The 22,933-nt window shown below is 52.1% G+C and carries 22 protein-coding genes; 17 read left to right on the forward strand and 5 right to left on the reverse strand.

Annotation, left to right across the window (positions count from 1 at the left end; translation table 11 throughout):
- Positions 1-6 precede the first annotated feature (6 nt).
- From GQY55_RS23990 to GQY55_RS24020, 7 genes are all read left to right on the forward strand, one after another.
- Positions 7-486 (forward strand): ABC transporter permease, encoded by a 480-nt coding sequence (locus GQY55_RS23990; protein ID WP_160044440.1) that lies wholly within the window; start codon positions 7-9, stop codon positions 484-486.
- 26 nt (positions 487-512) lie between these two features.
- Positions 513-920: a hypothetical protein gene (locus GQY55_RS23995; protein ID WP_160044441.1), complete on the forward strand. Its 408-nt coding sequence runs from the start codon at positions 513-515 to the stop codon at positions 918-920.
- Positions 917-1,471 carry a hypothetical protein gene (locus GQY55_RS24000; protein WP_160044442.1) on the forward strand — a complete coding sequence of 185 codons (555 nt, stop codon included), beginning with the start codon at positions 917-919 and terminating at the stop codon, positions 1,469-1,471. Before GQY55_RS23995 ends, GQY55_RS24000 begins: the two co-directional genes overlap by 4 nt.
- On the forward strand, positions 1,458-2,438 hold the full coding sequence (locus GQY55_RS24005) for a hypothetical protein (protein WP_160044443.1): 981 nt from the start codon (positions 1,458-1,460) through the stop codon (positions 2,436-2,438). The genes GQY55_RS24000 and GQY55_RS24005 overlap by 14 nt, the downstream gene beginning before the upstream one ends.
- A 201-nt stretch (positions 2,439-2,639) precedes the next feature.
- Positions 2,640-4,193 carry an ABC-F family ATP-binding cassette domain-containing protein gene (locus tag GQY55_RS24010; RefSeq protein WP_160044444.1) on the forward strand — a complete coding sequence of 518 codons (1,554 nt, stop codon included), beginning with the start codon at positions 2,640-2,642 and terminating at the stop codon, positions 4,191-4,193.
- A gap of 169 nt (positions 4,194-4,362) precedes the next feature.
- Positions 4,363-5,394 carry a MoeB/ThiF family adenylyltransferase gene (locus GQY55_RS24015; RefSeq protein WP_236575829.1) on the forward strand — a complete coding sequence of 344 codons (1,032 nt, stop codon included), beginning with the start codon at positions 4,363-4,365 and terminating at the stop codon, positions 5,392-5,394.
- Between the two features lie 106 nt (positions 5,395-5,500).
- Complete coding sequence (locus GQY55_RS24020) at positions 5,501-6,196, forward strand: response regulator transcription factor (protein ID WP_160044446.1); 696 nt, start codon at positions 5,501-5,503, stop codon at positions 6,194-6,196.
- A gap of 43 nt (positions 6,197-6,239) precedes the next feature.
- On the opposite strand, the gene GQY55_RS24025 is transcribed toward GQY55_RS24020, so the two are convergent.
- Together GQY55_RS24025 and GQY55_RS24030 are read right to left on the reverse strand one after the other, a co-directional pair.
- On the reverse strand, positions 6,240-6,764 hold the full coding sequence (locus tag GQY55_RS24025; RefSeq protein WP_160044447.1) for a C40 family peptidase: 525 nt from the start codon (positions 6,762-6,764) through the stop codon (positions 6,240-6,242).
- A gap of 300 nt (positions 6,765-7,064) precedes the next feature.
- Positions 7,065-7,706 carry a thiamine diphosphokinase gene (locus tag GQY55_RS24030; RefSeq protein ID WP_160044448.1) on the reverse strand — a complete coding sequence of 214 codons (642 nt, stop codon included), beginning with the start codon at positions 7,704-7,706 and terminating at the stop codon, positions 7,065-7,067.
- A 166-nt stretch (positions 7,707-7,872) separates the two neighbouring features.
- On the opposite strand from GQY55_RS24030, the gene GQY55_RS24035 reads away from it, so the two are divergent.
- Both GQY55_RS24035 and GQY55_RS24040 read left to right on the forward strand, forming a co-directional pair.
- The gene (locus GQY55_RS24035; RefSeq protein WP_160044449.1) at positions 7,873-8,538 is read left to right on the forward strand and encodes a trimeric intracellular cation channel family protein; all 666 of its coding nucleotides are present in this window, start codon (positions 7,873-7,875) and stop codon (positions 8,536-8,538) included.
- Positions 8,539-8,559: 21 nt separating this feature from the next.
- Complete coding sequence (locus GQY55_RS24040) at positions 8,560-9,024, forward strand: low molecular weight protein-tyrosine-phosphatase (protein ID WP_160044450.1); 465 nt, start codon at positions 8,560-8,562, stop codon at positions 9,022-9,024.
- Positions 9,025-9,231: 207 nt separating this feature from the next.
- Here the strand turns inward: GQY55_RS24040 and GQY55_RS24045 are convergent, their stop codons facing one another.
- Positions 9,232-9,963 carry an alpha/beta hydrolase gene (locus GQY55_RS24045; RefSeq protein ID WP_160044451.1) on the reverse strand — a complete coding sequence of 244 codons (732 nt, stop codon included), beginning with the start codon at positions 9,961-9,963 and terminating at the stop codon, positions 9,232-9,234.
- Between the two features lie 256 nt (positions 9,964-10,219).
- On the opposite strand from GQY55_RS24045, the gene pdhA reads away from it, so the two are divergent.
- From pdhA to GQY55_RS24085, 8 genes are all read left to right on the forward strand, one after another.
- Positions 10,220-11,287, forward strand: a complete 1,068-nt coding sequence (gene pdhA, locus GQY55_RS24050; RefSeq protein ID WP_160044452.1) for a pyruvate dehydrogenase (acetyl-transferring) E1 component subunit alpha — start codon at positions 10,220-10,222, stop codon at positions 11,285-11,287.
- 61 nt (positions 11,288-11,348) lie between these two features.
- The gene (locus GQY55_RS24055) at positions 11,349-12,329 is read left to right on the forward strand and encodes an alpha-ketoacid dehydrogenase subunit beta (protein ID WP_160044453.1); all 981 of its coding nucleotides are present in this window, start codon (positions 11,349-11,351) and stop codon (positions 12,327-12,329) included.
- A gap of 30 nt (positions 12,330-12,359) precedes the next feature.
- Positions 12,360-13,673 carry a dihydrolipoamide acetyltransferase family protein gene (locus GQY55_RS24060; RefSeq protein WP_160044454.1) on the forward strand — a complete coding sequence of 438 codons (1,314 nt, stop codon included), beginning with the start codon at positions 12,360-12,362 and terminating at the stop codon, positions 13,671-13,673.
- 3 nt (positions 13,674-13,676) lie between these two features.
- A complete protein-coding gene (gene lpdA, locus GQY55_RS24065) occupies positions 13,677-15,098 on the forward strand; it encodes a dihydrolipoyl dehydrogenase (protein ID WP_160044455.1) in 1,422 nt (473 codons plus the stop codon).
- 325 nt (positions 15,099-15,423) lie between these two features.
- Complete coding sequence (gene thyA, locus GQY55_RS24070; protein WP_160044456.1) at positions 15,424-16,218, forward strand: thymidylate synthase; 795 nt, start codon at positions 15,424-15,426, stop codon at positions 16,216-16,218.
- Positions 16,219-16,260: 42 nt separating this feature from the next.
- Positions 16,261-16,746 (forward strand): dihydrofolate reductase, encoded by a 486-nt coding sequence (locus tag GQY55_RS24075; protein WP_160044457.1) that lies wholly within the window; start codon positions 16,261-16,263, stop codon positions 16,744-16,746.
- A 175-nt stretch (positions 16,747-16,921) separates the two neighbouring features.
- Positions 16,922-18,409 (forward strand): glutamate synthase subunit beta, encoded by a 1,488-nt coding sequence (locus tag GQY55_RS24080; protein ID WP_160044458.1) that lies wholly within the window; start codon positions 16,922-16,924, stop codon positions 18,407-18,409.
- 432 nt (positions 18,410-18,841) lie between these two features.
- Positions 18,842-21,181 carry a DNA topoisomerase 3 gene (locus GQY55_RS24085; RefSeq protein ID WP_160044459.1) on the forward strand — a complete coding sequence of 780 codons (2,340 nt, stop codon included), beginning with the start codon at positions 18,842-18,844 and terminating at the stop codon, positions 21,179-21,181.
- Positions 21,182-21,210: 29 nt separating this feature from the next.
- Here GQY55_RS24085 and GQY55_RS24090 read toward each other — a convergent pair whose 3' ends face one another.
- Positions 21,211-21,978: an HAD family hydrolase gene (locus GQY55_RS24090; RefSeq protein ID WP_160044460.1), complete on the reverse strand. Its 768-nt coding sequence runs from the start codon at positions 21,976-21,978 to the stop codon at positions 21,211-21,213.
- A gap of 12 nt (positions 21,979-21,990) precedes the next feature.
- A complete protein-coding gene (locus GQY55_RS24095; RefSeq protein ID WP_160044461.1) occupies positions 21,991-22,908 on the reverse strand; it encodes an ArsR/SmtB family transcription factor in 918 nt (305 codons plus the stop codon).
- Positions 22,909-22,933 lie beyond the last annotated feature (25 nt).

The raw sequence follows: 22,933 nt of genomic DNA on the forward strand, positions 1-22,933 counted from the left end.
TGTCCAATGAATAACGCATCCAGCGCACTAAAGGTTGCCGCAGGCATTTTTCTGACCATTGCCCTCATTACCATCGTCGTTATCTTGTTTATTTCGGCCCAGGAAGCGACCAAAACGGCCCAGAACAATTTTTCGGACATTCAAACCGAACTGTCGCAAGCTTCCTTTACGGTCTATGACGGCACGAGCATCAGCGGATCGCAGGTGACGAACGCCTTGCGGAAATTCAGGGATAAGGACCAGTTCGGCATCCTCGTTAAAACGGGGAAAAACAGGGGTGGGCAATGGTATGGCAACAGCCTGTATATCGGCAACGTCGCGGACGACAAATACGGCTCGGTCGTTGACATTAATAACCGGGTCGGGGATTTGCGGAATACGATGATCGAGTCCAGCGACGAGTACGTCAATCCGAGCGGAAAATTCAAGGCGAGCATCATTAAAGACAGATCCAACGTCGTGCGCGGACTAGTCTTTGAGCAGTAAACGAAACGAAGGTGAGGGAAGGCATCATGAACGACAACGTTCAGAACATGATCGGCTTAAGCGTCATCCTTGCCCTGTTTTTAAGCGCCTGCTACTTTACGTTGGGACTGACCGGCCGGATCAATGCAGCCCTGCACGAAACATCTCCGGTGGTTTCCGGACAAAAACGGAGCGTTTATGAAACGTTGATCCAAGCGAGGCCCGATCGCTACAACGGTCCGCAAGCATTGGTGCTTGCTTCGGATCAGATGAAGGCGGGAGTCCGCATTTGGGTTGATGGCGTTCCGATTGCTTCGGTCGAACCGCTGGAGCTTGCGGGAAAATCCATATTTCAATCGAATGCCGGATACCGGGCGGAATATATAAGGAATGTGAACGGCTTGTTGGAGGAAGTACGGTTTGCCAAGCTGATGCCCGGCGAGGATGACCTATGAGCAGCGCCGTTTCAAAGTTTGTAGCCGTCTTGTTGGCGGTTGCGCTCATGTTCGTGTACCCGGCGGCAGAAGCATACCGGAAGCAGGATGACCTGTCGCGGATCGTCGTCTATAACGCGGTAACCCAGTTTGTTGACGCCGTTCGGAACAAAGGATACGTTACACCTGTCATGTATCAGGATTTTCTAAGTGAAATGGCAGCCACCGGCAATGAATTTGACGTTCAAATGGAGCATTTGCATAAAAAATATACGCCCGTATATTCGGACGCGGCGAATCCGGCAACGTTCCAGCAGAAAGTCGATGTGTCCTATGAAGGCTTTTATACGGCGGATATTTTGTCTGTCATCTATCCGGACAATGTGCTGCCGAAAGATCATGAAGACAGAATGTACCGGATGAATGCGGGCGATTTTTTTAAGGTAACGGTTAAAAACGTCAACCGAACGGCAGGCACGATCATGACGGATTTTATTTCCGGAGCCGTTCCGGGGGATGCTCCCGTCCTGGCTTTTCCGTATGGAGGCATGGTGCTTAATGAAGATTACTGATTTTTCGATCGTGTTTGTCCTCATTTTTGTCCCGGCATTTCTGCTCAGCGGGTTTTACGACAAAGATCAGCAGACGGTACGGTTCCTTGAACTAAAATACGTTACCGCCCTGCGGACGGCGGTGCAAGACGGAGCCAGCGTGCTGAACCGAAACGAAAAGCAGGAGTTCGAGGCGGGATACGGGTCCGAAAAGTTTTTTCGGGCCGACAAAGAAGAGGCGTTGGCGGTTTTCTACAAAAGCTTGTACGCGAATTTGGGGATCGAAGACGATCTGCCCGCGCAGGCGGCGCTGGATCATTATATACCGGCCGTGGCCGTCATCGATTACGACGGTTATTACGTTTACGCGGACGAAGAGTACACGGGTGAAGATGGTTCCCCGCGGGCCCGGCATGTCTGGAGTCCCAAAAAACCTTTTGCCTACGGCGACGAAAACGGCAATCTCGTCCGTTTTACGTTGGATAACGAGGTGGAAGCGTACGATTTTACCGCAGGACAGTGGATTCGCGGCCTGCAGAGGGAGCTGGCGGCTTCGACGAACGTCCCTCTTCTTGCCCGTCCGGAGTTGTTTGAGCAGGTAAGGAGGACGACCATCGTGCAAACGATCCAAAACGATTTGGCCAATGTCATTAACCGGCATAACGAATTTGCCGCCAAAAACGGCGCCTCCTATTTGTTCACGCTGCCTTCAATCTCCGGGGAGGAGTGGAACAACTCGATTCGGGATATCGGCATGATGGCATTCATTCAGGGCATACCCGTCGGCCATGACTACATCAACAACTATGCCCTCGGCGGTGGCAGGCTCGTCAAGCGGCCGAATTTGTTCGCCGGATCGGATCCTGCCACGGGCATTCGTTATTTTGAACGCGGAAGCTGCCGAAGCGGACTCGTTTACGAAGAAACGTTTACCGATGCCAAAGAAGCCTCAGCCAACGGTTATTTCGAAAGAAGCTGCTATCGCTAAAGAAACGCGAAGTTCTGGAACGGCGAAAGAGGCGGGGGTGAGTGCGGAACACTCATCACCTACATGATCGCGATCAACGTTTTTTCATGTCTTTCAACTAAACTCCTACTTATGATAAAATGGTATCTTGAATGCCCTTATAGGGGATGGAATCAATCCAGCAAAGAACTATTTATCATAGACAGGAGCCAGAACGTATTTATGAGTTTATTGACCGTTGAAAACGTCTCCCATAACTTCGGGGAGCGCACATTGTTTAAAAACGTTTCCTTCCGCCTGCTGGCAGGCGAGCATGTCGGCCTCGTCGGCGCAAACGGCGTCGGCAAGTCGACGCTGATGAACATTTTGACGGGACAGCTGTTAAAGGACAGCGGGAAGGTAGAGTGGACGCCTAAGGTTCGTTACGGCTACCTCGACCAGCACTCCAAGCTGACTCCCGGCAAAACGGTGCGCGACGTCCTGAAGGACGCTTTCCTGCCGCTGCTTGAGCTGGAGCAGGAAATGATGGAAATTACAAACAAAATGGCGGATGCGACGCCGGAAGAACTTGAAACCTTGCTTGAGCAGATGGGCGAAATTCAGGAGCAGCTGGAAATCGGCGATTTTTACATGATCGACGTCAAAGTCGAGGAAATGGCAAACGGACTCGGATTGTCCGCCATCGGACTGGACCGGGACGTATCCGCGCTAAGCGGCGGCCAACGCACGAAGGTACTTTTGGCCAAGCTGCTGCTGGAGAAGCCGACCGTGCTGCTGCTGGACGAACCGACCAACTATTTGGACGTCGAGCATATCGAATGGCTGACCCAATATTTGAAATCCTATCCGTACGCCTTTATTCTGATTTCCCACGACACGGAATTCATGAATCAGGTCGTCGACGTGATCTATCATTTGGAATTCGCCAAGCTAACCCGATATTCGGCCAATTACGAGAAGTTTTTGGAGATGGCCGACATTTCGAAAAACCAGCATATCGATGCTTATGAAAAACAGCAGGAATTCATAAAGAAACAGGAAGATTTTATCCAGCGCAACAAAGCCCGTTATTCCACTTCGGGCCGGGCGAAAAGCCGCGAAAAGCAGTTGAACCGCATCGAGCGGATCGACAAGCCGGAAGAAGCGGCGAAGCCGGTGTTCAACTTCAAGGAAGCCCGCGCCAGCGGCAAGATTGTGTTCGAAGGCATCGATTTCGAGATCGGCTATAACCATCCGCTGCTGCCTAAGATGAGCATGACGATCGAACGCGGCGATAAAATCGCCATCGTCGGCTGCAACGGGGTCGGAAAATCGACGCTGCTCAAAACGATTTTGGGCAAAATTCCGCCGATCAGCGGGAAAACGTATTTGGGCGATTTCCTATATCCTGCTTATTTCGAGCAAGAGGTGCGCCCGGGCAACATCACGCCAATCGATGACGTCTGGAACGAGTTCTCGTCGCTAAACCAGCATGAGGTTCGCGCGCATTTGGCGCGCTGCGGACTGAAAAACGAGCATATTACCCGTCCGTTGAACATGCTGAGCGGCGGCGAACAAGCCAAGGTCAGATTATGCAAGCTGATGATGCGCGAATCGAACTGGATTCTGTTCGACGAACCGACGAACCATTTGGACGTCGTCGCCAAAACCGAGCTGAAACGCGCTCTGCAGGAGTATAAAGGGACCATTTTGCTCGTATCCCATGAACCTGATTTTTATGAAGATTGGGTCACGAAAACTTGGAACGTCGAAGAATGGTCGCATCAGAAGGCTTGATTCCTCGGTTTCATTCAACTGCTGCCGTGTTCCGCAAGGAACGCGGCTTTTTCAAGTCAACCGCGTGATGTCGCGGTCGCCGGTTGCCGCGGGGAAAGCCATACAGGTTGGGACATCCGCCTTACGCGGATGTTTGCAACGACAGAACACAGCATAGGAGATGGGGCATGTGAGCATCGGAAATGATCGTTATTCCAGACAAGAGCGGTTTGCTCCTTTAGGCCCGGAAGGCCAGCGCAAGTTAGGGGAAAGCCATGTGTTGATCGTCGGCGCAGGCGCGCTGGGGACTTCGATAGCCGAAACGCTCGCCAGAGCGGGAATCGGGCGTTTGACGATCGCCGACCGGGATTACGTCGAATGGAGCAATTTGCAGAGACAGCAGCTTTTTTCCGAAAGGGACGCCGAGCAAAGGCTGCCAAAAGCGGTTGCCGCCAAACAAAGGCTGGAGGCGATCAACTCTTCCATCCGGATCGACAGCCATGTCATGGACGTGAGGCTCGACGAACTGGTCTCGCTGGTCCAAGGGGTGGATCTGATCATGGATGGAACGGATAATTTCGATACGCGGCTTTTGATCAACGATATCTCCCAGAAATACCGGATCCCGTGGATCTATGGAGGATGCGTAGGCAGCTACGGCATTACGTACACCGTTTTGCCCGGCGAGACCCCTTGCCTGAACTGTTTGCTTGGCACGGTTCCGCTTGGAGGGGATACATGCGATACTTCGGGCATCCTGCCTCAAGCGGTTCAAATGGTAACGGCGCATCAGACGGTCGAAGCCATAAAGCTGTTGAGCGGACATCCGGAAGCGCTTCGCGATAAGCTGCATACTTTCGACCTTTGGAGAAATGAACAGATGTCCATGGGCGTGCGGCACGCCCGGAAAACGGACTGCCTTTCCTGCGGCGAAAGCCGGACCTTTCCGTATTTATCGGCATCCAATCTGGAAAAAACCGACGTGTTATGCGGTCGGGACACGGTGCAAATCCGTCCTGCCCAGAAGCGTCGGCTTGATTTGGACGAAACCGCAAAACGCCTGTCCAAGCTGGGGGAAGGGAAAGTCGAAGCCAATCCGTTTCTCGTCTCATTCGAGACGGACGGGCGGCGGCTCGTTATTTTTGCGGACGGCAGGGCGCTCATTCACGGGACCAAAGATATCGCTGAAGCAAGATCGATATATCACCGCTATTTTGGCTAATCATGTCTTTCGACAAACCATTCCGGACGGAATGGTTTTTTTGCTGGGCGGCAACCCTATGGTAAGCGTTCCAGACGGACAACTAGCAGAAACTCGGGTGATATGAATGCATGAACGGTTGCTGGCGGTAGGGGAGTTTTTTGTACAAAGCGGCTTTGTCGACGCCCTTCGGGCAGACGGATACGAAATCATGAAGGCATCAAGCGAATATGAAGCGCTCCGCGCCATCGGCGAGCATACGATCGACCTGCTTTTTTTGGACCATGCGGATTATGAAGGGAGCTCCTTGCCCAAATTTATCAAGGCGCTGCTTCGGGAACAAGCCGACCGGCCTTTTCCGATCATTTTGTTTGAAAATCCGTTTCATGAGCGTGCGGTCATTCAAGGGCTTGAAGCCGGAGCAAACGATGTGGTGCCGCGAACGGTCTCAAAAGAGGAACTGATGGCGCGTATTCGGAACCTGCTCCGGATTTTCCGGATCGGGGAGGAGCGAAGCCGCAAAAAAGTGACGGTGGGGGATTTGAGCATCGACCCCGGAAGCCGGAAAGTCGTCAGGGGAGGAAATGACATTGAATTGACCGTTAAGGAATTCGATTTGCTGCTTTATTTGGCACGCCATGCAAACGAGGTTTGTTCGCGGGAAGACATTTTAAAAGATGTGTGGGATTACGATTTTGACATGGGGACCAACGTAGTGGATGTTTATATCAGGCATCTCCGAACGAAAATGGATAAAGGTTACAGCAGAAAATTGATTCAATCCGTACGCGGAGTCGGATATATAATAAAAGAAGGCGAGTAAGATATCTCTTACCGCCTTCCTATAAGCTGGGGATACCCGAATGCTACAGCACGCGACGTGCTTTCAGGTAAGTTCTTTTCCAGTTGCCGGAGTTCAAATCGGAGACCGTTACGCCAGGGGAACCGTAAGTGTGCAGGATTTTACCGTTGCCCGCATACACCGCCACGTGTGTTACGTTGTGGCCGTTGGCTCTGCCGCCTCTGGAGAAAAATACGAGATCGCCGGGTTTCAGGTTCGATTTGGAAACCGCTTTGCCGACTTTGGATTGCTCCACGGACGTGCGCGGCAATTTGATTCCATAATGTCCGAAGATGTATTTCATAAACGAAGAGCAGTCGAAAACTTTCGTTGTGCTCGTAGAAGCACCGAATTTATACGGTCTGCCCATGAACTTTTTGCCATAATTTACGATAGCTTGTCCTTTGGAAGAAGAATAGGAAGTAGCCTTTACGGACTTGGAAGAAGCTGCTTCCGTTACAGATGTTCCCGTTGCCAGCATTCCTGTAATACCTATGGTTGCACATAGCCCTACGGCTACTAATTTTTGGAATAGATGTTTTTGAGTCATGTTGTGATTACCTCCAAATTTCGTTTTCTTTCAGGCTCGATTCCGAGTATAACAGTTTTGTAACAACCTAAAATATGGATGGCATGCCGCAAACCATTGCGACGCCAACAAATTTCCCGCTTTATTAAAAAACGATTAAAAGTTACAAAAAATTAAGAAATTGATTGCAACTGGTGTGAAAATAAAGAAAAACCCTTGATACACAAGGGTTTTTCGGTGTCTTTTCGACGGTTCGATTTCAGAAGGCTGTAACCATTTTAAACTCTTTCAATGGCAGCGTACCATCCTTTTTCCAATCGGTTAATCACGGCTTTGAATCACGAGCAGCAGTCCGCTTGCAATGCTTACCTGGCCGCGGTCTCCAAGAAGAACGTTGCTGATGCCGAGGGAATCGCCCATTTTGAGCGTGGCGTCTTCAAGCGGATATTGAAACCCTTCGAGGGTAATTCCCGTAACTTCCGGCGTCATCGGAAGCAAGGATACATATTTGAAGCCCCGGTCGAGCACTTCGATCGTGGAGCCGGTTAACGTAATGTAATTGTTGCGGTCCATGATGGCGCATCGGATTTGATGCTGGAGCGCCCAGTTCAGCATTTGCACATTGGCCAGCGTGTGGTCCATGCGCGTTCCCGTCCCGCCGATCAGCAAAATAAAGTCCGGCTCCTGCCTCGCCGCCATTTCGAACGCGAGCTCGGTGTCGGATAGGTCTTTGTCGACCGGATCGCATTCGATGATATTTCCGCTTTCCGCACGGACATGCTTCAATTCCTGCGGCGATATCGAATCGAAGTCGCCGACGGCGAGATCGGGTTTGATGCCGTGGCGAATCAAAAACAGAGCTCCTTTGTCCGCTCCAATGACAAAATCCGCCGGCTGAATTTCGTTGATGTATTGGGGATACAGATCCCCTCCGGAAAAAATAACGACGCGTTTACGGTTCATCGACGTTTCCCCCTAAATCCATTTCATTCCTACTAAGTTGTGATTCCAGTATAAAGGAGGAGTTCGCAAAAATCCAAAAAGATAAAATCGATCTTGCGCAATCCGGCCGGGCACGACTACAATAATGAAGACATAGGATAGGGGAGAGGTTAGAGAGAAATTGGACATGCATGCATTTGAAATATTCAGCATCATCGGCACCATCGCTTTTGCGATGTCGGGCGCATTCGTCGCCATGGAGGAAGAATACGACATCCTGGGCATCCTGGTGCTAGGACTTGTGACGGCGTTCGGCGGAGGCGTCATCCGAAACGTGCTGATCGGCGTGCCGGTTACGACGTTATGGAGCCAAGGCCTGCTGATCAAGCTGGCGATTTTGTCGATTATCGTGGCGTTCCTGCTGCCATTGGGTTGGATCAAACATTGGAAGCGGACGGAGGCTTTTTTCGACGCCATCGGTCTGTCGGCTTTCGCCATTCAGGGAGCGCTTTACGCCGCAAACATGCACCATCCGCTGTCGGCCGTCGTGGTTGCCGCAGTGATGACAGGCATCGGCGGAGGGATTATCCGCGATTTGCTTGCGGGACGCAAGCCGCTAGTGCTCAAGGATGAAATCTACGCCGTATGGGCAGCCATCGCCGGTGCGATGATCGGGCTGGACTGGGTCCGTTCGACCTGGCAGGCGGTCCTTCTCTTTGCTGTGATCGTCCTGCTGCGCATGCTTTCCGTACATTATAGATGGAAGCTTCCGCGGCGCTCGCTTCACATGTCTTCTTCGACCGATCTATCCATAAAGGGAACCAAGGGCAAACAAAGCCGGAAGACAGCATAACAGAGGAGGCAATTCAACAACATGGTATCCGTATTATTCGTATGTTTGGGCAACATATGCCGTTCGCCGATGGCCGAGGCCGTCATGCGCCATAAAGTAAAGCAAGCCGGGCTTCAAAACCTGATCACGGTGGACTCGGCCGGAACCGGAGACTGGCACCTTGGCCAAAAACCGCATCAGGACACGCGCCGTATGCTGGACGAGCAGGGGATCGGTTACGAAGGCATTTCGGCCCGCCGCATCGCAAGCCCGGATTTTGAAACCTTCGAGTACATCGTGTGCATGGACAACAGCAATCTCGAAAACGTGAAAAAGCTTCCGGGAGCCAAAACGGAACGTTTGCTCAAATTTATGGATCTGCTGCCGGAGCATGAGCTTCGGGAAGTGCCGGACCCGTATTACACGGGGAACTTTGAGCAGGTGTACGAGTTGATCGATGCCGGCTGCGAAGCATTATTAAATAAAATCCGTTCAGAGAAGCTGTAACCTGCTGAAGATTTTGCAAATGAACCGTACATTTTTCATGAAAAAGCGGCATTGTTGCCGTTTTTTCGGAAAAACAATGAAAACGCAATCATTTCTGAATGAGGGGAGGTTCGAAAAAAAGAAGGTGAACCAAAGAACGTTATCCCGCAAGTCGGCGTACGTCTTCAGTTCACCTTTTTAAGTCTTAACCCGCATGATTGTGCAGTATCACGCGCGGAAAAAATACGTCAGCGCATTCGGCAGTTCTTTTTGCCAAAATCCCCAAATATGCTTGCCGTCTTTTTCCGCATACTCCACTTTAGCTCCTCTGTCCAGAAGCAGTTCGCGGGTCTGGCGGTTTAACTCCACGAAATTATGGGTGCCGTGATCGGTTTCGAATGCCGTTTCCTGCAGTCCGACAATCATATAAACGTCCAGCCAGGACAAGTCGTCCTGCGCTTCGAAGATGTCCTGGGAAGCCGGATAATACGCGCCGGAAAGGCTGATGATGCGCCGGAACAGCTCCGGATACCGGACAGCCAGGTGCAAAGAGACGCTGCCGCCGAGGGAGTCACCGGCCAGAACCCGCTCGGATGCTTCCCGCCGCACGGGATATTTGGCTTCGATGAAGGGAATAATCTCTTCTGCGAAGCAGCGCGTATAGGCGTCGAAACGGCTGCCGAACGGCGCGTATTCATCGGTGCGGACCGAGGTATCCACGTCAACCCCGACGATGATGAAAGGGTCGGCATGACCGTCGAGAATCAAATAATTGGCGGTCGTCGCGATCCGTCCGAAGTTAAAAAACTCCTCGCCGTCCTGGCAATACACGACAGGGTAGCTCAAAATTTCATTATATCCCGGCGGGAGGTAAACGCGAAGATTGCGTGTTTCATTCAGAAACCGGCTTTCGATTTGTTCCTTAAGAATCGTTCTTTTTAAATACTTTGAATCCGTCATCCGTGTTCACCCTTCTTGCAGTTGATTTTTCATCCCCATAAACGTTGCCGTTTGCGTTTCCATCATGTGGGAATATTCAAGCTTTTGTCAAATACTCGAAAACTGTTATAGTTTTATCAATACACTGTTACATATACAAAACTCGATATTTTCGAAATTTATCCGCAATAGCTTTGACGAATCGAGTAAAACAGGTGTATAATAATTCTATAACAGCAGAGCCTGATATTCAAATTTTTTTGTTGAGGTGAAGATAATGAGCAAGGTGCCTTATGAAGTGTATACCGAGGAAGTCGAAGCACTTTCCGTGCTCTCTCCCGAAGGTGAAATCATTAACGAAGATAAAATGCCTAACCTTACTGATGATCAACTGAAAGAAATTATGTACCGCATGGTATTTACCCGCACCTGGGATGACCGCGCCGTGAACCTTGGCCGTCAAGGCCGCCTGGGCTTCTACGCTCCGGTATCCGGTCAAGAAGCGACGATGGTCGGCAGTGAATTTGCATTGGAAAAAGACGACTTCATTTGCCCTGGTTACCGCGATATGCCGCAAATCGTATGGCATGGACTGCCATTGTATCAAGCGTTCCTCTACTCCCGCGGCCATCAGCATGGCGGCCAAATTCCGGAAGGCGTCAACGTATTGATGCCGCAAATCATCATCGGCGCGCAAATTTTGCATGCGATGGGCATCGCGATGGGTTACAAGCTGAAAAAGCAAAAACAAGTGGTCATCACTTACACCGGTGACGGCGGTTCTTCCGAAGGCGACTTCTACGAAGGCCTCAACTATGCTGGACGTTACAAGCTTCCGGTCATTTTCTTTGTGCAAAATAACGGCTATGCCATTACAACTCCTTTCTCGAAACAAACGGCGGCGTTGTCCATTGCCCACAAAGCGGTAGCGGCAGGCATCCGCGGCGTCAAAGTCGACGGAATGGACGTGTTCGCAGTCATCAGCGCGGTTCGCGAAGCTGCTGAACTTGCCCGCAAAGGCGAAGGCGCTACTTTGATCGAAGCGGTAACTTACCGTTTCCGTCCGCACTCCTTGTCCGACGACGCGACGAAATACCGTACGAAAGACGAAGAAGGCGAATGGAACGCGAAGGATCCGATCATCCGCCTCGGCAAATATCTGGAGAAAAAAGGACTGTGGTCCGAAGAAGATACGGCTCGCGTAAAAGAAGAAGCGAAAGCGAAAGTGAACGAAGAAATCAAAAAAGCGGAACAAACCGAGAAAATGACTGTTCCTGGCCTCATCGACAGCATGTTCGAAACGACGCCGAAACATTTGGAAGAGCAAAAAGCCGATTTCCAATAATCGAAAATCCGCTACTTGGACTTGCAACGTGAACTGTGAATGTTAAGGAGGAAATGAAGCAATGGCACAAATGAATATGAAAGAAGCAATCCGCGACGCAATCCGCGTGGAGATGAAGCGTGACCCTAACGTCATTGTGTTCGGTGAAGACGTTGGTAATGTGGGCGGCGTGTTCCGTGCAACGGAAGGGCTGCAAAAAGAATTCGGCGAAGAGCGCATTTTCGATACGCCGCTGGCTGAATCCGCGATCGGCGGCCTGGCTGTCGGTTTGGGAATCCAAGGCTTCCGTCCGGTAGCCGAAATCCAGTTCGTCGGCTTTATTTTCGAAGCGCTGGACCAAATGTTCGTGCAGGCGGCTCGCATGCGTTACCGTTCCGGCGGCCGTTACAACGCTCCGATCGTGTTCCGCACGCCTTTCGGCGGCGGGGTTAAAGCAGCCGAACTCCATACCGACTCGCTCGAAGGTTTGGCGGTGCAAACTCCGGGTATTAAAGTGGTAGTGCCTTCGAACCCGTACGACGCCAAAGGCCTGCTTATCGCGGCCATCCGCGACAACGATCCCGTATTTTTCATGGAGCATTTGAACTTGTACCATGCGTTCCGCGCGGAAGTGCCTGAAGGGGACTATACCGTAGAAATCGGCAAAGCGAATGTGGTTCGCGAAGGTTCCGACGTAACGATCATCGCTTACGGCATGATGGTTCACACCGCGACGAAAGCTGCCGAAGAGCTTGAAAAAACGAAAGGCATCAAAGCCGAAATCATCGACCTGCGCACGCTGAATCCTTTGGACATCGACACGATCGTTGCATCGGTGAAGAAAACAAACCGTGCCATCGTCGTGCAGGAAGCGCAAAAAACTTCCGGCGTTGCCGCAGAAGTTATCGCGCAAATCAACGAAAAAGCCATTTTGCACCTGGAAGCGCCGGTTCTCCGCGTAGCGGCTCCGGACACGGTATATCCATTTGCGCAAATCGAAGATACATGGCTTCCTACGCCGGCTCGGATTATCGCTGCAGTCAACAAAGTCATGGAATTCTAAGAAAAAGAGTTTTGATAGGAGGTACTAAAGGTGGCAAAATTTGAATATCGGTTCCCGGAATTGGGCGAAGGCTTGCATGAAGGCGAAATTATTAAAATGCACATCAAGCCAGGCGATAAAGTAACAGACGACGACATCATCATGGAAGTACAAAACGACAAAGCGGTGGTCGAGGTTCCTTGCCCGGTGAACGGTACGGTGCAGGAAGTTTTCGCCAAGGACGGACAAGTGTGCCGCGTAGGCGAGGTCGTTGCCATTATCGATGCGGAAGGCGAACTTCCGGAACAAGAGGCTCCTGCAGCGGATCATGATTCCATGGAAGCTGACGCGGCTCAAGGCGGCGCGGAAACGACTTCTTCTCCAGCCCAAAACAGCCCTGAAGCGGCTAAGCAAGGCGGAGAAAACGCTCCGGCTCCGGCAGCTCCAAACAAAGAAGTGCTGGCTACGCCGAGCGTACGCAAATTTGCGCGCGAACAAGGCGTTGACATCACTCAAGTGACAGGCACAGGCAACAACGGCAAAATCACCAAAGAAGACGTCGAAGCATTCAAAAACGGCGGAGGCCAAGCAGCAGCTCCGGCAGCGAAAGAGGAAAAAGCCGCTCCGGCAGCGTCCGCAGCAGCTCCGGCAGTGGATGCTCGCGCAGAAGAAGAACGCGTACCATTCAAAGGCATCCGCAAAGTAATCGCCAATGCGATGGTTAAATCGGCTTACACGGCGCCTCACGTTACCATTATGGACGAAGTGGACGTTACCGAGCTGGTTGCCTTCCGTGCGCGCATGAAACCGATCGCCGAGAAAAAAGGCACGAAAGTCACCTATCTGCCTTTCATCGTCAAAGCGCTGGTTGCGGCTTCCCGCCAATTCCCTGCATTGAACGCGACGATCGACGAAGAAAACAACGAAATTGTTTACAAAAAGTACTACAACATCGGTATCGCTACGGATACGGACAACGGCCTGATCGTACCGGTTATCAAAGATGCGGACCGTAAGAGCATCTGGATGATCGCTGACGCGATCCGCGACCTCGCGGCACGCGGCCGCGAAGGCAAACTGACTCCGGCTGAAATGAAAGGCGGCACGATCTCCATCACCAACATCGGTTCCGCCGGCGGCATGTTCTTTACGCCAATCCTCAACTTCCCTGAAGTTGCGATTTTGGGTACCGGACGCATTACGGAAAAACCTGTCGTGAAAAACGGCGAAATCGTTGCCGCTCCTGTTATGGCTCTGTCCTTGAGCTTTGACCACCGCATCATCGACGGCGCGACGGCTCAAAACTTTATGAACTATATCAAATCGCTGCTCAGCAATCCTGAGCTGCTGGTAATGGAGGTATAAGACATGGTAGTAGGAGACGCTTCTCTCGATATCGACACATTGGTCATTGGTGCAGGTCCTGGCGGTTACGTTGCCGCCATCCGCGCCGCACAGCTGGGTCAAAAAGTTCTGATCGTTGACAAATCCGAAGTGGGCGGCGTGTGCTTGAACCGCGGATGTATTCCTTCCAAAGCGTTGATCGCCGCGGCACATCAATACGAGTCGGCTAAACATGCGGACGCATTCGGCGTATCCGTCGAAAACGTCAAAGTGGATTTCTCCAAAACCCAGGAATTCAAAAACAGCGTTGTTAAGAAGCTTACAGGCGGCGTTGCGGGCCTTCTGAAAGGCAACAAAGTCGAAGTTTTCCATGGCGAATGCATGTTCATCAGCGAAAACGAGGCACGCTGCTTCAACGAGCATGAATCTCCTCGTTACCGTTTCAAACACTGCATCATTGCGACGGGTTCCCGTCCGATCGAGCTGAAAGCATTCCCGTTCGGCGGACGCATCCTGTCCTCGACAGAAGCGCTCAACCTGCCTGAAATTCCGAAGAGCCTCGTCGTTATCGGCGGCGGCTACATCGGAGCCGAACTTGGCCAAATGTTCTCGAAATTCGGAACGAAGGTAACGATTCTCGAAGGTATGGATACGATCCTGAACGGATTCGATCCGGACATGACGAAACTGGTCGTGAAGAGCATGAACAAAACCGGCGTCGAAATCATTACGAATGCCAAAGCCGAAAGCGCAGAGCAAACGGATAAAGACGTTACGGTTAAATATCAGGTGAACGGCGAAACGAAAGAAGTTACGGCAGACTACCTGCTCGTAACGGTTGGACGCCGTCCAAACACCGACGGAGATCTGGGTCTGGACCTGATCGGCATCGAAATGACCGACCGCGGACTCATCAAAGTCGACCATCAAGGACGCACCAACAAGCCGAACATCTTCGCCATCGGCGACGTTGTTGCCGGACCTGCATTGGCGCATAAGGCTTCCTATGAAGGCAAAGTAGCTGCCGAAGCCATCGCCGGACATCCTTCGGTTGTCGATTATAAAGTGGTTCCTGCGGTAGCGTTCGTCGATCCTGAATGCGCAAGCGTAGGTTACACCGAAAAAGAAGCGAAAGAAAAAGGCTACAAAGCGAAAGCGGCCAAATTCCCGTTTGCGGGTAACGGACGCGCGCTGTCCCTGAACAATGCCGACGGTTTCGTGAAATTGATTTTCGACGAAGAAACCCAATTGGTTCTGGGCTGCCACATCGCCGGTATCGAAGCTTCGAACCTGATTGCCGAGCTGGGTCTCGCAATCGAGATGGGTGCTACGCTTGAAGATATCGCTTTGACGATCCATGCTCACCCAACGCTGGGCGAAATCGTGATGGAAACGGCTGAGCTTGCGCTTGGCAATCCGATTCATGTCATTGCGCCGCGCAGATAATGAGGTCTCCATTAAATAACGTGATGAACAAGAGCCTTGCATGCTGCAGGCTCTTGTTTTTTTGCATTTACTTCCGATCCTTGTACATAACACCAAAATGACGCGATCAATATACGGTTTTTCCGAACGTTTTGGATGCCGGAGGATGAAATTATGTATTTTCTCGCAGCTTTGCGGCATGGTAAACTAGTAAAAAGGATTTTGGTTAAAACGAAGGATCGGATCATAGGGAAGTTGCCCCTGCGGGTATACCGAGTGACCGAGCCTTAATTGTAAGTTGGTCCCGACAAGGCAAACAGAGCGAAGTGGAAGGGTTGAAACGAACATGAAAAAGTATTTGGATTTGCTTCATGATATTTTGGAAAATGGAACGCCAAAGGAGGACCGCACGGGAACGGGCACGATCTCGGTTTTTGGAAGACAGCTGAGATTCGATCTTTCCGAAGGGTTTCCGCTGCTGACGACAAAACGGATTCATATCAAATCGGTAGTGCATGAACTGCTGTGGTTCCTCAGCGGCGAAACCAATATAGGTTATTTGAAGGAAAACGGCGTGACCATTTGGGACGAGTGGGCCGACGAAAACGGGGATTTGGGGCCGGTGTACGGCTCGCAATGGCGCCATTGGAAGTCGCCGGACGGCACGCACATCGATCAGATCGCAAACGTCATCGATTCGATCAAAAACAATCCGGATTCGCGCCGGCATATCGTCAGCGCTTGGAACGTGGCCGAAATCGAGCAGATGAAGCTTCCGCCATGCCATTTCGTCTTTCAGTTCTACGTGGCGGGAGGAAAGCTGTCCTGCATGTTGACGATGCGGTCCGTCGATACGTTCCTGGGCCTTCCGTTCAACATCGCCAGCTATGCCCTGCTCACGCATATGGTCGCGCAGCAATGCGGGCTTGAACCCGGAGAGTTTGTCTGGTCCGGCGGCGACGTGCATATTTATACGAACCATTTGGAGCAGGTCAAAACGCAGCTGGAGCGCGAGCCGTACGAACTTCCGCAGCTGGTGATCAAACGGAAGCCGGAGTCGATTTTCGATTACAAGTTCGAAGACTTCGAATTTCTCAATTATAAGCATCATCCGGGCATTAAAGCGCCGGTCGCTATATAAGCAATCAACTGCATTATCCCTGAAAATAGGAGCGTGAATGGCATGAGCATGACGTACATTTTGGCCATGGGAAAAAACAGGGTCATCGGCCGCGATAACGCCCTTCCTTGGCGGCTGCCGAGAGACATGGCATTTTTCAAAGAGCAGACGATGGGCAAAAAAGTGCTGATGGGGCGGAAAACGTGGGAATCGTTCGGAGCCAAGCCGCTGCCCGGCCGCACCAATATCGTAATGACGCGGGATCCTCAATATACGGCCGCCGGCGCGCAGGTGATCCATACCGTCGAAGAAGCGGTCGAAACGAGCCGGGGGGAAGAAGTGATGGTGATCGGCGGCGAGGAGATTTACCGGCTGCTGATGCCCTACGCCGACCGCCTGCTCATTACGGAAATCGACGAGACGTTCGAAGGGGATACGTTTTTTCCGGAAATCGACGAAAGCGAATGGAAATGTATTCAGGAAGTACAAGGAATCCGTGATGAAAAAAATCCGTTTGATTACCGTTTTTGCACGTACGAACGACGGTAGCCTCAACGCATAACTGGCATCGCAATGTAAACAGCATGTTAATTAGTACAAATAATTATTCGGATAATCCATTTAATATTCAAAGAATGGGATGCTACTATAATTGAAATATCATTGCGTCGTTCTTATAGATGCGTAGAATCAACAGGAAAAGAACGGATGGGGGAAACACGTCATGTCTACACCTACAGGATTTATGGAATACAGCCGCCAGCTGCCGGCCGACCGCGAGCCGGCTGAACGCATAAAAGACTGGGAAGAATTCCACAAGCATTTGTCCGAAGAAGAGCTGCGCACGCAAGGCGCACGCTGCATGGATTGCGGCACGCCTTATTGCCATACGGGAATCGACATGACCGGAGGCACGTCGGGATGCCCGGTGAACAACCTGATTCCGGAGTGGAACAATTTGGTCTACCGCGGGCTTTGGAAGGAAGCGCTCGACCGCCTGCTGAAAACCAACAACTTTCCCGAATTTACCGGACGCATTTGCCCGGCTCCATGCGAAGGCTCGTGTACCGTGGGCCTCATCGGCCAGCCGGTAACGATCAAAACGATCGAGCAGGCGATCATCGACAAAGGTTTTGAAGAAGGCTGGATCGTTCCGACACCGCCGGAAAAACGCACAGGCAAACGCGTCGCCGTCGTCGGTTCGGGCCCGGCAGGCCTGGCTGCAGCCGCCCAATTGAACAAGGCGGGCCACAGCGTGACCGTCTACGAACGGGCCGACCGGATCGGCGGGCTTCTGATGTACGGCATTCCGTCCATGAAGCTGGATAAAGCGGTCGTGCAGCGCCGTGTGGACCTGATGGCTGCCGAAGGCATCCGCTTCGTGACGAATACCGAAATCGGCAAGGACATTTCCTCGCAGCAGCTCGTTGACGATTACGATGCCGTGGTGCTTTGCGGCGGCGCAACCAAACCGCGTGAATTCAATATCGAAGGCAGCGACCTGAACGGTGTTCATTACGCGATGACCTATTTGAACGGTACCATCAAAAGCCTGCTGGATTCCGGGTTGTCCGACGGGAAGTACATCTCCGCGGAAGGCAAGGACGTCATCGTCATCGGCGGCGGCGATACCGGCTCCGACTGCGTGGCTACGGCGCTTCGCCATGGCTGCCGCAGCGTAACCCAATTCGGTACGCATCCGATGGCGCCGCTTGAACGCGATCCGATCAGCAACCCGTGGCCGCAGTTCCCGAACGTGTATACGCTCGATTACGCGCAGGAAGAAGCCAAAGCGGTATTCGGCAATGACCCTCGTGAGTTTTCCATCATGACGACCAAATTCGTCGGGGATGAGGACGGCAACCTCAAGGAGCTTCATACCGTGCAAATCCAGCGGATCGTCGACGAGACCGGACGCAAAATCTATCAGCCGATTCCGGGCACGGAAAAGGTGTTTCCGGCGCAAATGGCTTTGATCGCCATCGGTTTTGACGGACCGGAGCAAACGATCGTAAATCAGCTCGGTTTGGAAACCGACCGCAGATCGAACGTCAAGGCACCTTACGGCAAATATCAGACGAACGTCGATAAAGTGTTCGCCGCCGGCGATATGCGCCGCGGCCAAAGTTTGGTCGTCTGGGCGATCAACGAAGGCCGCCAGGCTGCGCGCGAGGTGGACAAATACCTGATGGGCGCAACGGTCCTCGTATAAATAATCCGTTATTCATTATCCTTTTCCGAAAAGACTTCCCTATTTAGGGAAGTCTTTTTTAGTAGAATATCCTGGCCTGTCTTTTATAAAAGCACGTCGATAGAGTTACTCTTGTAAAAACGGCTCGGCATAACCGCTTTTCAACAAATCAGGGGGATCATTCAATGAGCATGCGCAAAGTCGCCGTTTCGCACGTGCCGAGATTGTCGCTTTCATTGAAAGAACGTCGGTTTTATGCTATCCTATTACTATTCGAATCTATGAAATGAACGAAACGCGGCCCGAGGAAGCTTCCTTTTCTCGGCCTTTTGCATTCCTAACAGCTATATGATTTAGAGCCCCGGAAAGCAGCCTGGCCATTCATGCTGAAGCTTCCATTTGCGGGGGTATTGCCGTGGAAACGCGAACGTCCACTTGAGGAGAGACGGTAGTTTGAAAACACTTGTCATTGCAGAAAAACCCGATATGGGGCGCAACATCGCGGCCGTTATCGAACCGAAGGCCAAAAATGCCCGCACCTACATCGAAGGCGAGAATTACATCATTACTTGGGCGATCGGGCATCTGATCGGTCTGGCCGAACCCGACGCCTATGATGACAAATATAAAAAATGGAACATCGGCGACCTGCCGATCATTCCCGATCAATTCAAGCTGAAGCCGAATCCGAAAACGAAGGATCAGCTTAAAGTGATCGCCGAGCTTGCCAAACGCAGCGATTTGCTGATAAACGCATGCGACGCCGGGCGGGAAGGCCAGCATATTTTTTGCCTCATCCAGCAGCATCTGAAGCTGCGGCAGCCCGTCAAACGGCTGTGGATTTCGGACCTTACGCCCGAAACGATCCGGAAAGGTTTCGAGGAGCTCAAGGACGGCAGCGAATACGAAAACCTGTCCAAAGCGGCAAGGGCGAGAAGCGAGGCGGATTGGCTGATCGGCATGAACGGCTCGCGCGCTTTTACGACGAAACATAATGTGCTGCTGTCGGTAGGGCGGGTTCAGACCCCTGTGCTTGCGTTGGTATACGACCGGCAAAAGGAAATCGACGCGTTCAGCTCCGCCAAATTTTACGACGTAGAGGCGTTTTTTAAGCAGGGAGACACCGAATACAAAGGCTTATGGCAGGGCGAACGCATTCAGGATGAAGAAAAAGCCAAGGCGATTGCCGCGAAAGTGAAGGGAAAAGACGGAGTCATTCTCAGCTATGAAGTCAAAGATACAAAGGAATATCCGTTTAAGCTGTACGACCTTACGCTGCTGCAGCGGGAGGCAAACGCCAAATTCGGTTTTTCCGCGAAAAAAACGCTGGACCTGGCGCAGGCGCTGTACGAAAAACACAAGGTAATCAGTTATCCGAGAACCACCTCGAACTATGTGACCGAGCAAAACATACCGCAGATGTACAAATCGTTGGACCAGCTCCGGGGAACGGATTATGCGAAATTGGCGGAGCAGGCCGACAAGAAATTCGTACATAAAAACAATAAGTCGGTGTGCAATCCGGCCAAGGTGGAAGATCACCACGCCATATTGCCGACCAACAAAACGGCCCGCAACCTGGCGCCGGACGAAGCCAAAATATACGATCTGATCGTGCGCCGGTTTTTGTCCCATTTTTACCCGCCGGCCGAATATAAAATGCATACCGTCATGACGGAAGTGGAAAAGGAATCCTTTAAAACGACGGTGAAGCAGCTCCTTTCCGAAGGCTGGAAAATCATTTATGCCGATCAGAAAAAGGACGCCAAAAAAAGCCGTTCCAAAAAAGGCAAGGAAGACGAGGACGACGCGCAGCCCGAAGAAGAGGTCACCACGCCTTTTCATCTCGATGGGAAAGCAGGCGTCCGCTGCGCCCGCAGCGAAGCGAAGGAAAAAGAAACGCAGCCGCCCAAGCCATACACCGAAGGCACGCTGCTGAAAGCGATGGAGAGCGCGGGCAAACAGATCGAAGACGAAGAGCTGAGGGATGCGATGAAGGATTCGGGCCTCGGCACGCCGGCCACTCGCGCCGCCATCATCGAGCGCTTGAAGCAGGTCGGATACATCGTGATGAAAGGCAAACGGATCGTCATTACCCAAAAGGGAAAAATGGCCGTCGAGGTCATCCGCGGGGCCGGGGTCGATCTGTTGACTTCGCCGGAAATGACGGGGCAATGGGAGCGCCGATTGAACGAAATCGCCAAAGGGATCGCTTCGGATGAAACGTTTATGGCGAACGTAAAAAAGTTTGCGACCATGATCATCAGCAAGGTGAAAATGCAGTCCCGGGTCGCCAAAGAATCCTTTGAGGAAAAGCCGGGCGAGGAAACCAAACCCGCCAGAAGCCGCAAAAAAACGGCGAAGGACGGGGACGGTACTGCATCGGCGGCTGCGTCGGCCAAACCGAAGGCGGCGAAAAAGGCTGCTTCCCAAAAAACGGCCGAACCAAAAGGCGATGCGAACGAAGGCAGCCGGGAGGCAACCCAACCTGGCGCATCCCGATCGGAAACCCGTACCGTGACCGGCATCGCTCCTTGCCCGCGGGCCGGCTGCCAAGGCACCTTGATCATGGGGCGACGGGGTTATGGCTGTTCCCGATACAAGGAGGGCTGCACGTTCGTCATTTGGAAGGATCAATTCGGCGTTTCGCTTGAACCGGAAGACATCGCTTCGTTGGCGGCAAACGGGAGAACCGCGAGAAGTTTTCACGTAACGGGCGACGGGCGGGAGCGGCAAGGCGCGCTTGTTTTGCTGGATCGGGAAAAAGGCCTTATCGGGGTTGAGGAATCGTAAATGAAGCGATATAAAAAAACAACGGACTCTTAATTCAGAGCCCGTTGTTTTTGTTCCTCTTGGACCTTCCGTTCGACGATGCCCGGAATTTCCTCGATCGAGGAGATCGTGTAAAATGAGCTGTCCGGCTTTTGCTTAAGCTCCACCATATTGAACGCCCACTCGTTGTCCTGCCGGATGTAAATGCTGTTCAGTCCGGCGGAAAGGGCGGGAGCGACGTCCGTCCGCAGCGAATTGCCGATCATCCAGGTGCAAATGCGGTCAAACGCGCCGCTTTGCAAAATGTTCTCCAGCGTGGCTTCATTTTTGTGCTGCGTAATGTAGATCCGGTCGCCAAAGTAGTCGCTAAGCTTCATTTGATCGATTTTGCGCTGCTGGATCTTGGTTTCGCCTCCGGTATAAAGGTACAGCCGGTGGCCGTCCTTTTGCAGCGTTTCGAGCGTTTCCACCATGCCGGGGTATGGCTCGACATCGCGTTCGTATACGCTGAGACCGAGCTTGTTCAGCTCGAGCTCTTCCTCCGAACGGACCGGACGTCCCAATTTGCGGCAGAAAAACCGGTACGTTTCGATGAGGGATTTCGGGAAATTGCCGCTGCTGAAACCGGTCCGGCTTACCCGCTCGACGTCGATGTCGATTTGCTTTTGCCGGATTTCATCGGTTGTAAACGTGCCGGCCCCGAGCCAATGATGCATCAGCTCGAAAAATTCTCCCAATACAAGCCCGAAATATTTATTGCAATGGATGAGCGTGTCATCCAGATCGAATATGATATGCTGCTTGAACGTATGATTCATCGTTGTCACTCCTTATAGACGCATGTAAGATTCCAGAAACATCTGGAGCTCCGACGCACCGTCCGGACGGATGCTGAATTTCTCTTTCTCCTCGACGCCCAGGTGGATCCGCAGCAAGCCGGCTACCCGCAAGATCATCAAATGATGTTTGAGCAGCTCTTCGGATTGGTCCAAATCCCGGATCATTTCTTTGAGGGAATGCGGCTTTTCCGCCACATAGCGCAGCAGGCGCAGCCGTTTCGGATCGGAAAGCGCATGGGTCATCCGCAGCAGGCATGTAGGCGGTTCGTCTTCATCCTCCTCGGGCACGTCGACGGGATATTGGATCAGCATCATTTTTTTGTAATAACAATAAGCGTTGATCGGCCGGTTATGAACCGTCGGGAAAAGAACAATCGTTTGCACTTCCGGCGCGTTTTCGATCACGAGTCCCCCCGAAGCGTACTCCACGAGGCTCAGCGGGTCCATTTTCGTGAGCAGGATCCGTTTTTCCAAGGCGTCCTCTTCGATCAGCGGGATAATGTCCGGTTCGATGTTCTTGAAATAATGCTCGTACCACAGCTCGAGCAGCGGCGTGTAATGATCGCGAATTCGCCGGGCTTCCGCAACCGTAAAATCGGGAAGATACGGGGATGCCGCCGCGTAAAGCACGTCCTCGGGCGTTTCGTACAGGCATTCCAAAAAGTTCGGCACCGAGTCGCCGTTGTTTCGGTGAATCGCCCAAGCATAAAGCACGTCGTAATCATCGAACGGCCAAGCCGCCGCTTGCGACAAGGCCGCGGACACTTCCGGCGCGAGCTTGTTTGCGACTTCACTGATCCATTCGGGCCCGATGTCCAGATTGCGGACCCATTTCTTCGATATATATACCATGAAACTGCCCAGCAGCTCGTATATGGGTGAAACGTCTACCTTCACTTCATAGTTCATGAAACTGACAACCTCCTATGAAATC

It is taken from the genome of Paenibacillus sp. USDA918EY, from assembly GCF_009870825.1.
Lineage (GTDB): Bacteria > Bacillota > Bacilli > Paenibacillales > Paenibacillaceae > Paenibacillus_AQ > Paenibacillus_AQ albilobatus.

What these genes read in the sequence shown, in the direction of transcription:
- GQY55_RS24025 (WP_160044447.1), bottom strand. Translation starts at nt 6,764, where the DNA reads ATGACTCAAAAACATCTATTCCAAAAATTAGTAGCCGTAGGGCTATGT.
- GQY55_RS24035 (WP_160044449.1), top strand. Translation starts at nt 7,873, where the DNA reads ATGCATGCATTTGAAATATTCAGCATCATCGGCACCATCGCTTTTGCG.
- GQY55_RS24095 (WP_160044461.1), bottom strand. Translation starts at nt 22,908, where the DNA reads ATGAACTATGAAGTGAAGGTAGACGTTTCACCCATATACGAGCTGCTG.
- thyA (WP_160044456.1), top strand. Translation starts at nt 15,424, where the DNA reads ATGAAAAAGTATTTGGATTTGCTTCATGATATTTTGGAAAATGGAACG.
- GQY55_RS24020 (WP_160044446.1), top strand. Translation starts at nt 5,501, where the DNA reads ATGCATGAACGGTTGCTGGCGGTAGGGGAGTTTTTTGTACAAAGCGGC.
- GQY55_RS24075 (WP_160044457.1), top strand. Translation starts at nt 16,261, where the DNA reads ATGAGCATGACGTACATTTTGGCCATGGGAAAAAACAGGGTCATCGGC.
- GQY55_RS24080 (WP_160044458.1), top strand. Translation starts at nt 16,922, where the DNA reads ATGTCTACACCTACAGGATTTATGGAATACAGCCGCCAGCTGCCGGCC.
- pdhA (WP_160044452.1), top strand. Translation starts at nt 10,220, where the DNA reads ATGAGCAAGGTGCCTTATGAAGTGTATACCGAGGAAGTCGAAGCACTT.
- GQY55_RS24090 (WP_160044460.1), bottom strand. Translation starts at nt 21,978, where the DNA reads ATGAATCATACGTTCAAGCAGCATATCATATTCGATCTGGATGACACG.
- GQY55_RS24010 (WP_160044444.1), top strand. Translation starts at nt 2,640, where the DNA reads ATGAGTTTATTGACCGTTGAAAACGTCTCCCATAACTTCGGGGAGCGC.
- lpdA (WP_160044455.1), top strand. Translation starts at nt 13,677, where the DNA reads ATGGTAGTAGGAGACGCTTCTCTCGATATCGACACATTGGTCATTGGT.
- GQY55_RS24040 (WP_160044450.1), top strand. Translation starts at nt 8,560, where the DNA reads ATGGTATCCGTATTATTCGTATGTTTGGGCAACATATGCCGTTCGCCG.
- GQY55_RS23990 (WP_160044440.1), top strand. Translation starts at nt 7, where the DNA reads ATGAATAACGCATCCAGCGCACTAAAGGTTGCCGCAGGCATTTTTCTG.
- GQY55_RS23995 (WP_160044441.1), top strand. Translation starts at nt 513, where the DNA reads ATGAACGACAACGTTCAGAACATGATCGGCTTAAGCGTCATCCTTGCC.
- GQY55_RS24030 (WP_160044448.1), bottom strand. Translation starts at nt 7,706, where the DNA reads ATGAACCGTAAACGCGTCGTTATTTTTTCCGGAGGGGATCTGTATCCC.
- GQY55_RS24000 (WP_160044442.1), top strand. Translation starts at nt 917, where the DNA reads ATGAGCAGCGCCGTTTCAAAGTTTGTAGCCGTCTTGTTGGCGGTTGCG.
- GQY55_RS24055 (WP_160044453.1), top strand. Translation starts at nt 11,349, where the DNA reads ATGGCACAAATGAATATGAAAGAAGCAATCCGCGACGCAATCCGCGTG.
- GQY55_RS24005 (WP_160044443.1), top strand. Translation starts at nt 1,458, where the DNA reads ATGAAGATTACTGATTTTTCGATCGTGTTTGTCCTCATTTTTGTCCCG.
- GQY55_RS24045 (WP_160044451.1), bottom strand. Translation starts at nt 9,963, where the DNA reads ATGACGGATTCAAAGTATTTAAAAAGAACGATTCTTAAGGAACAAATC.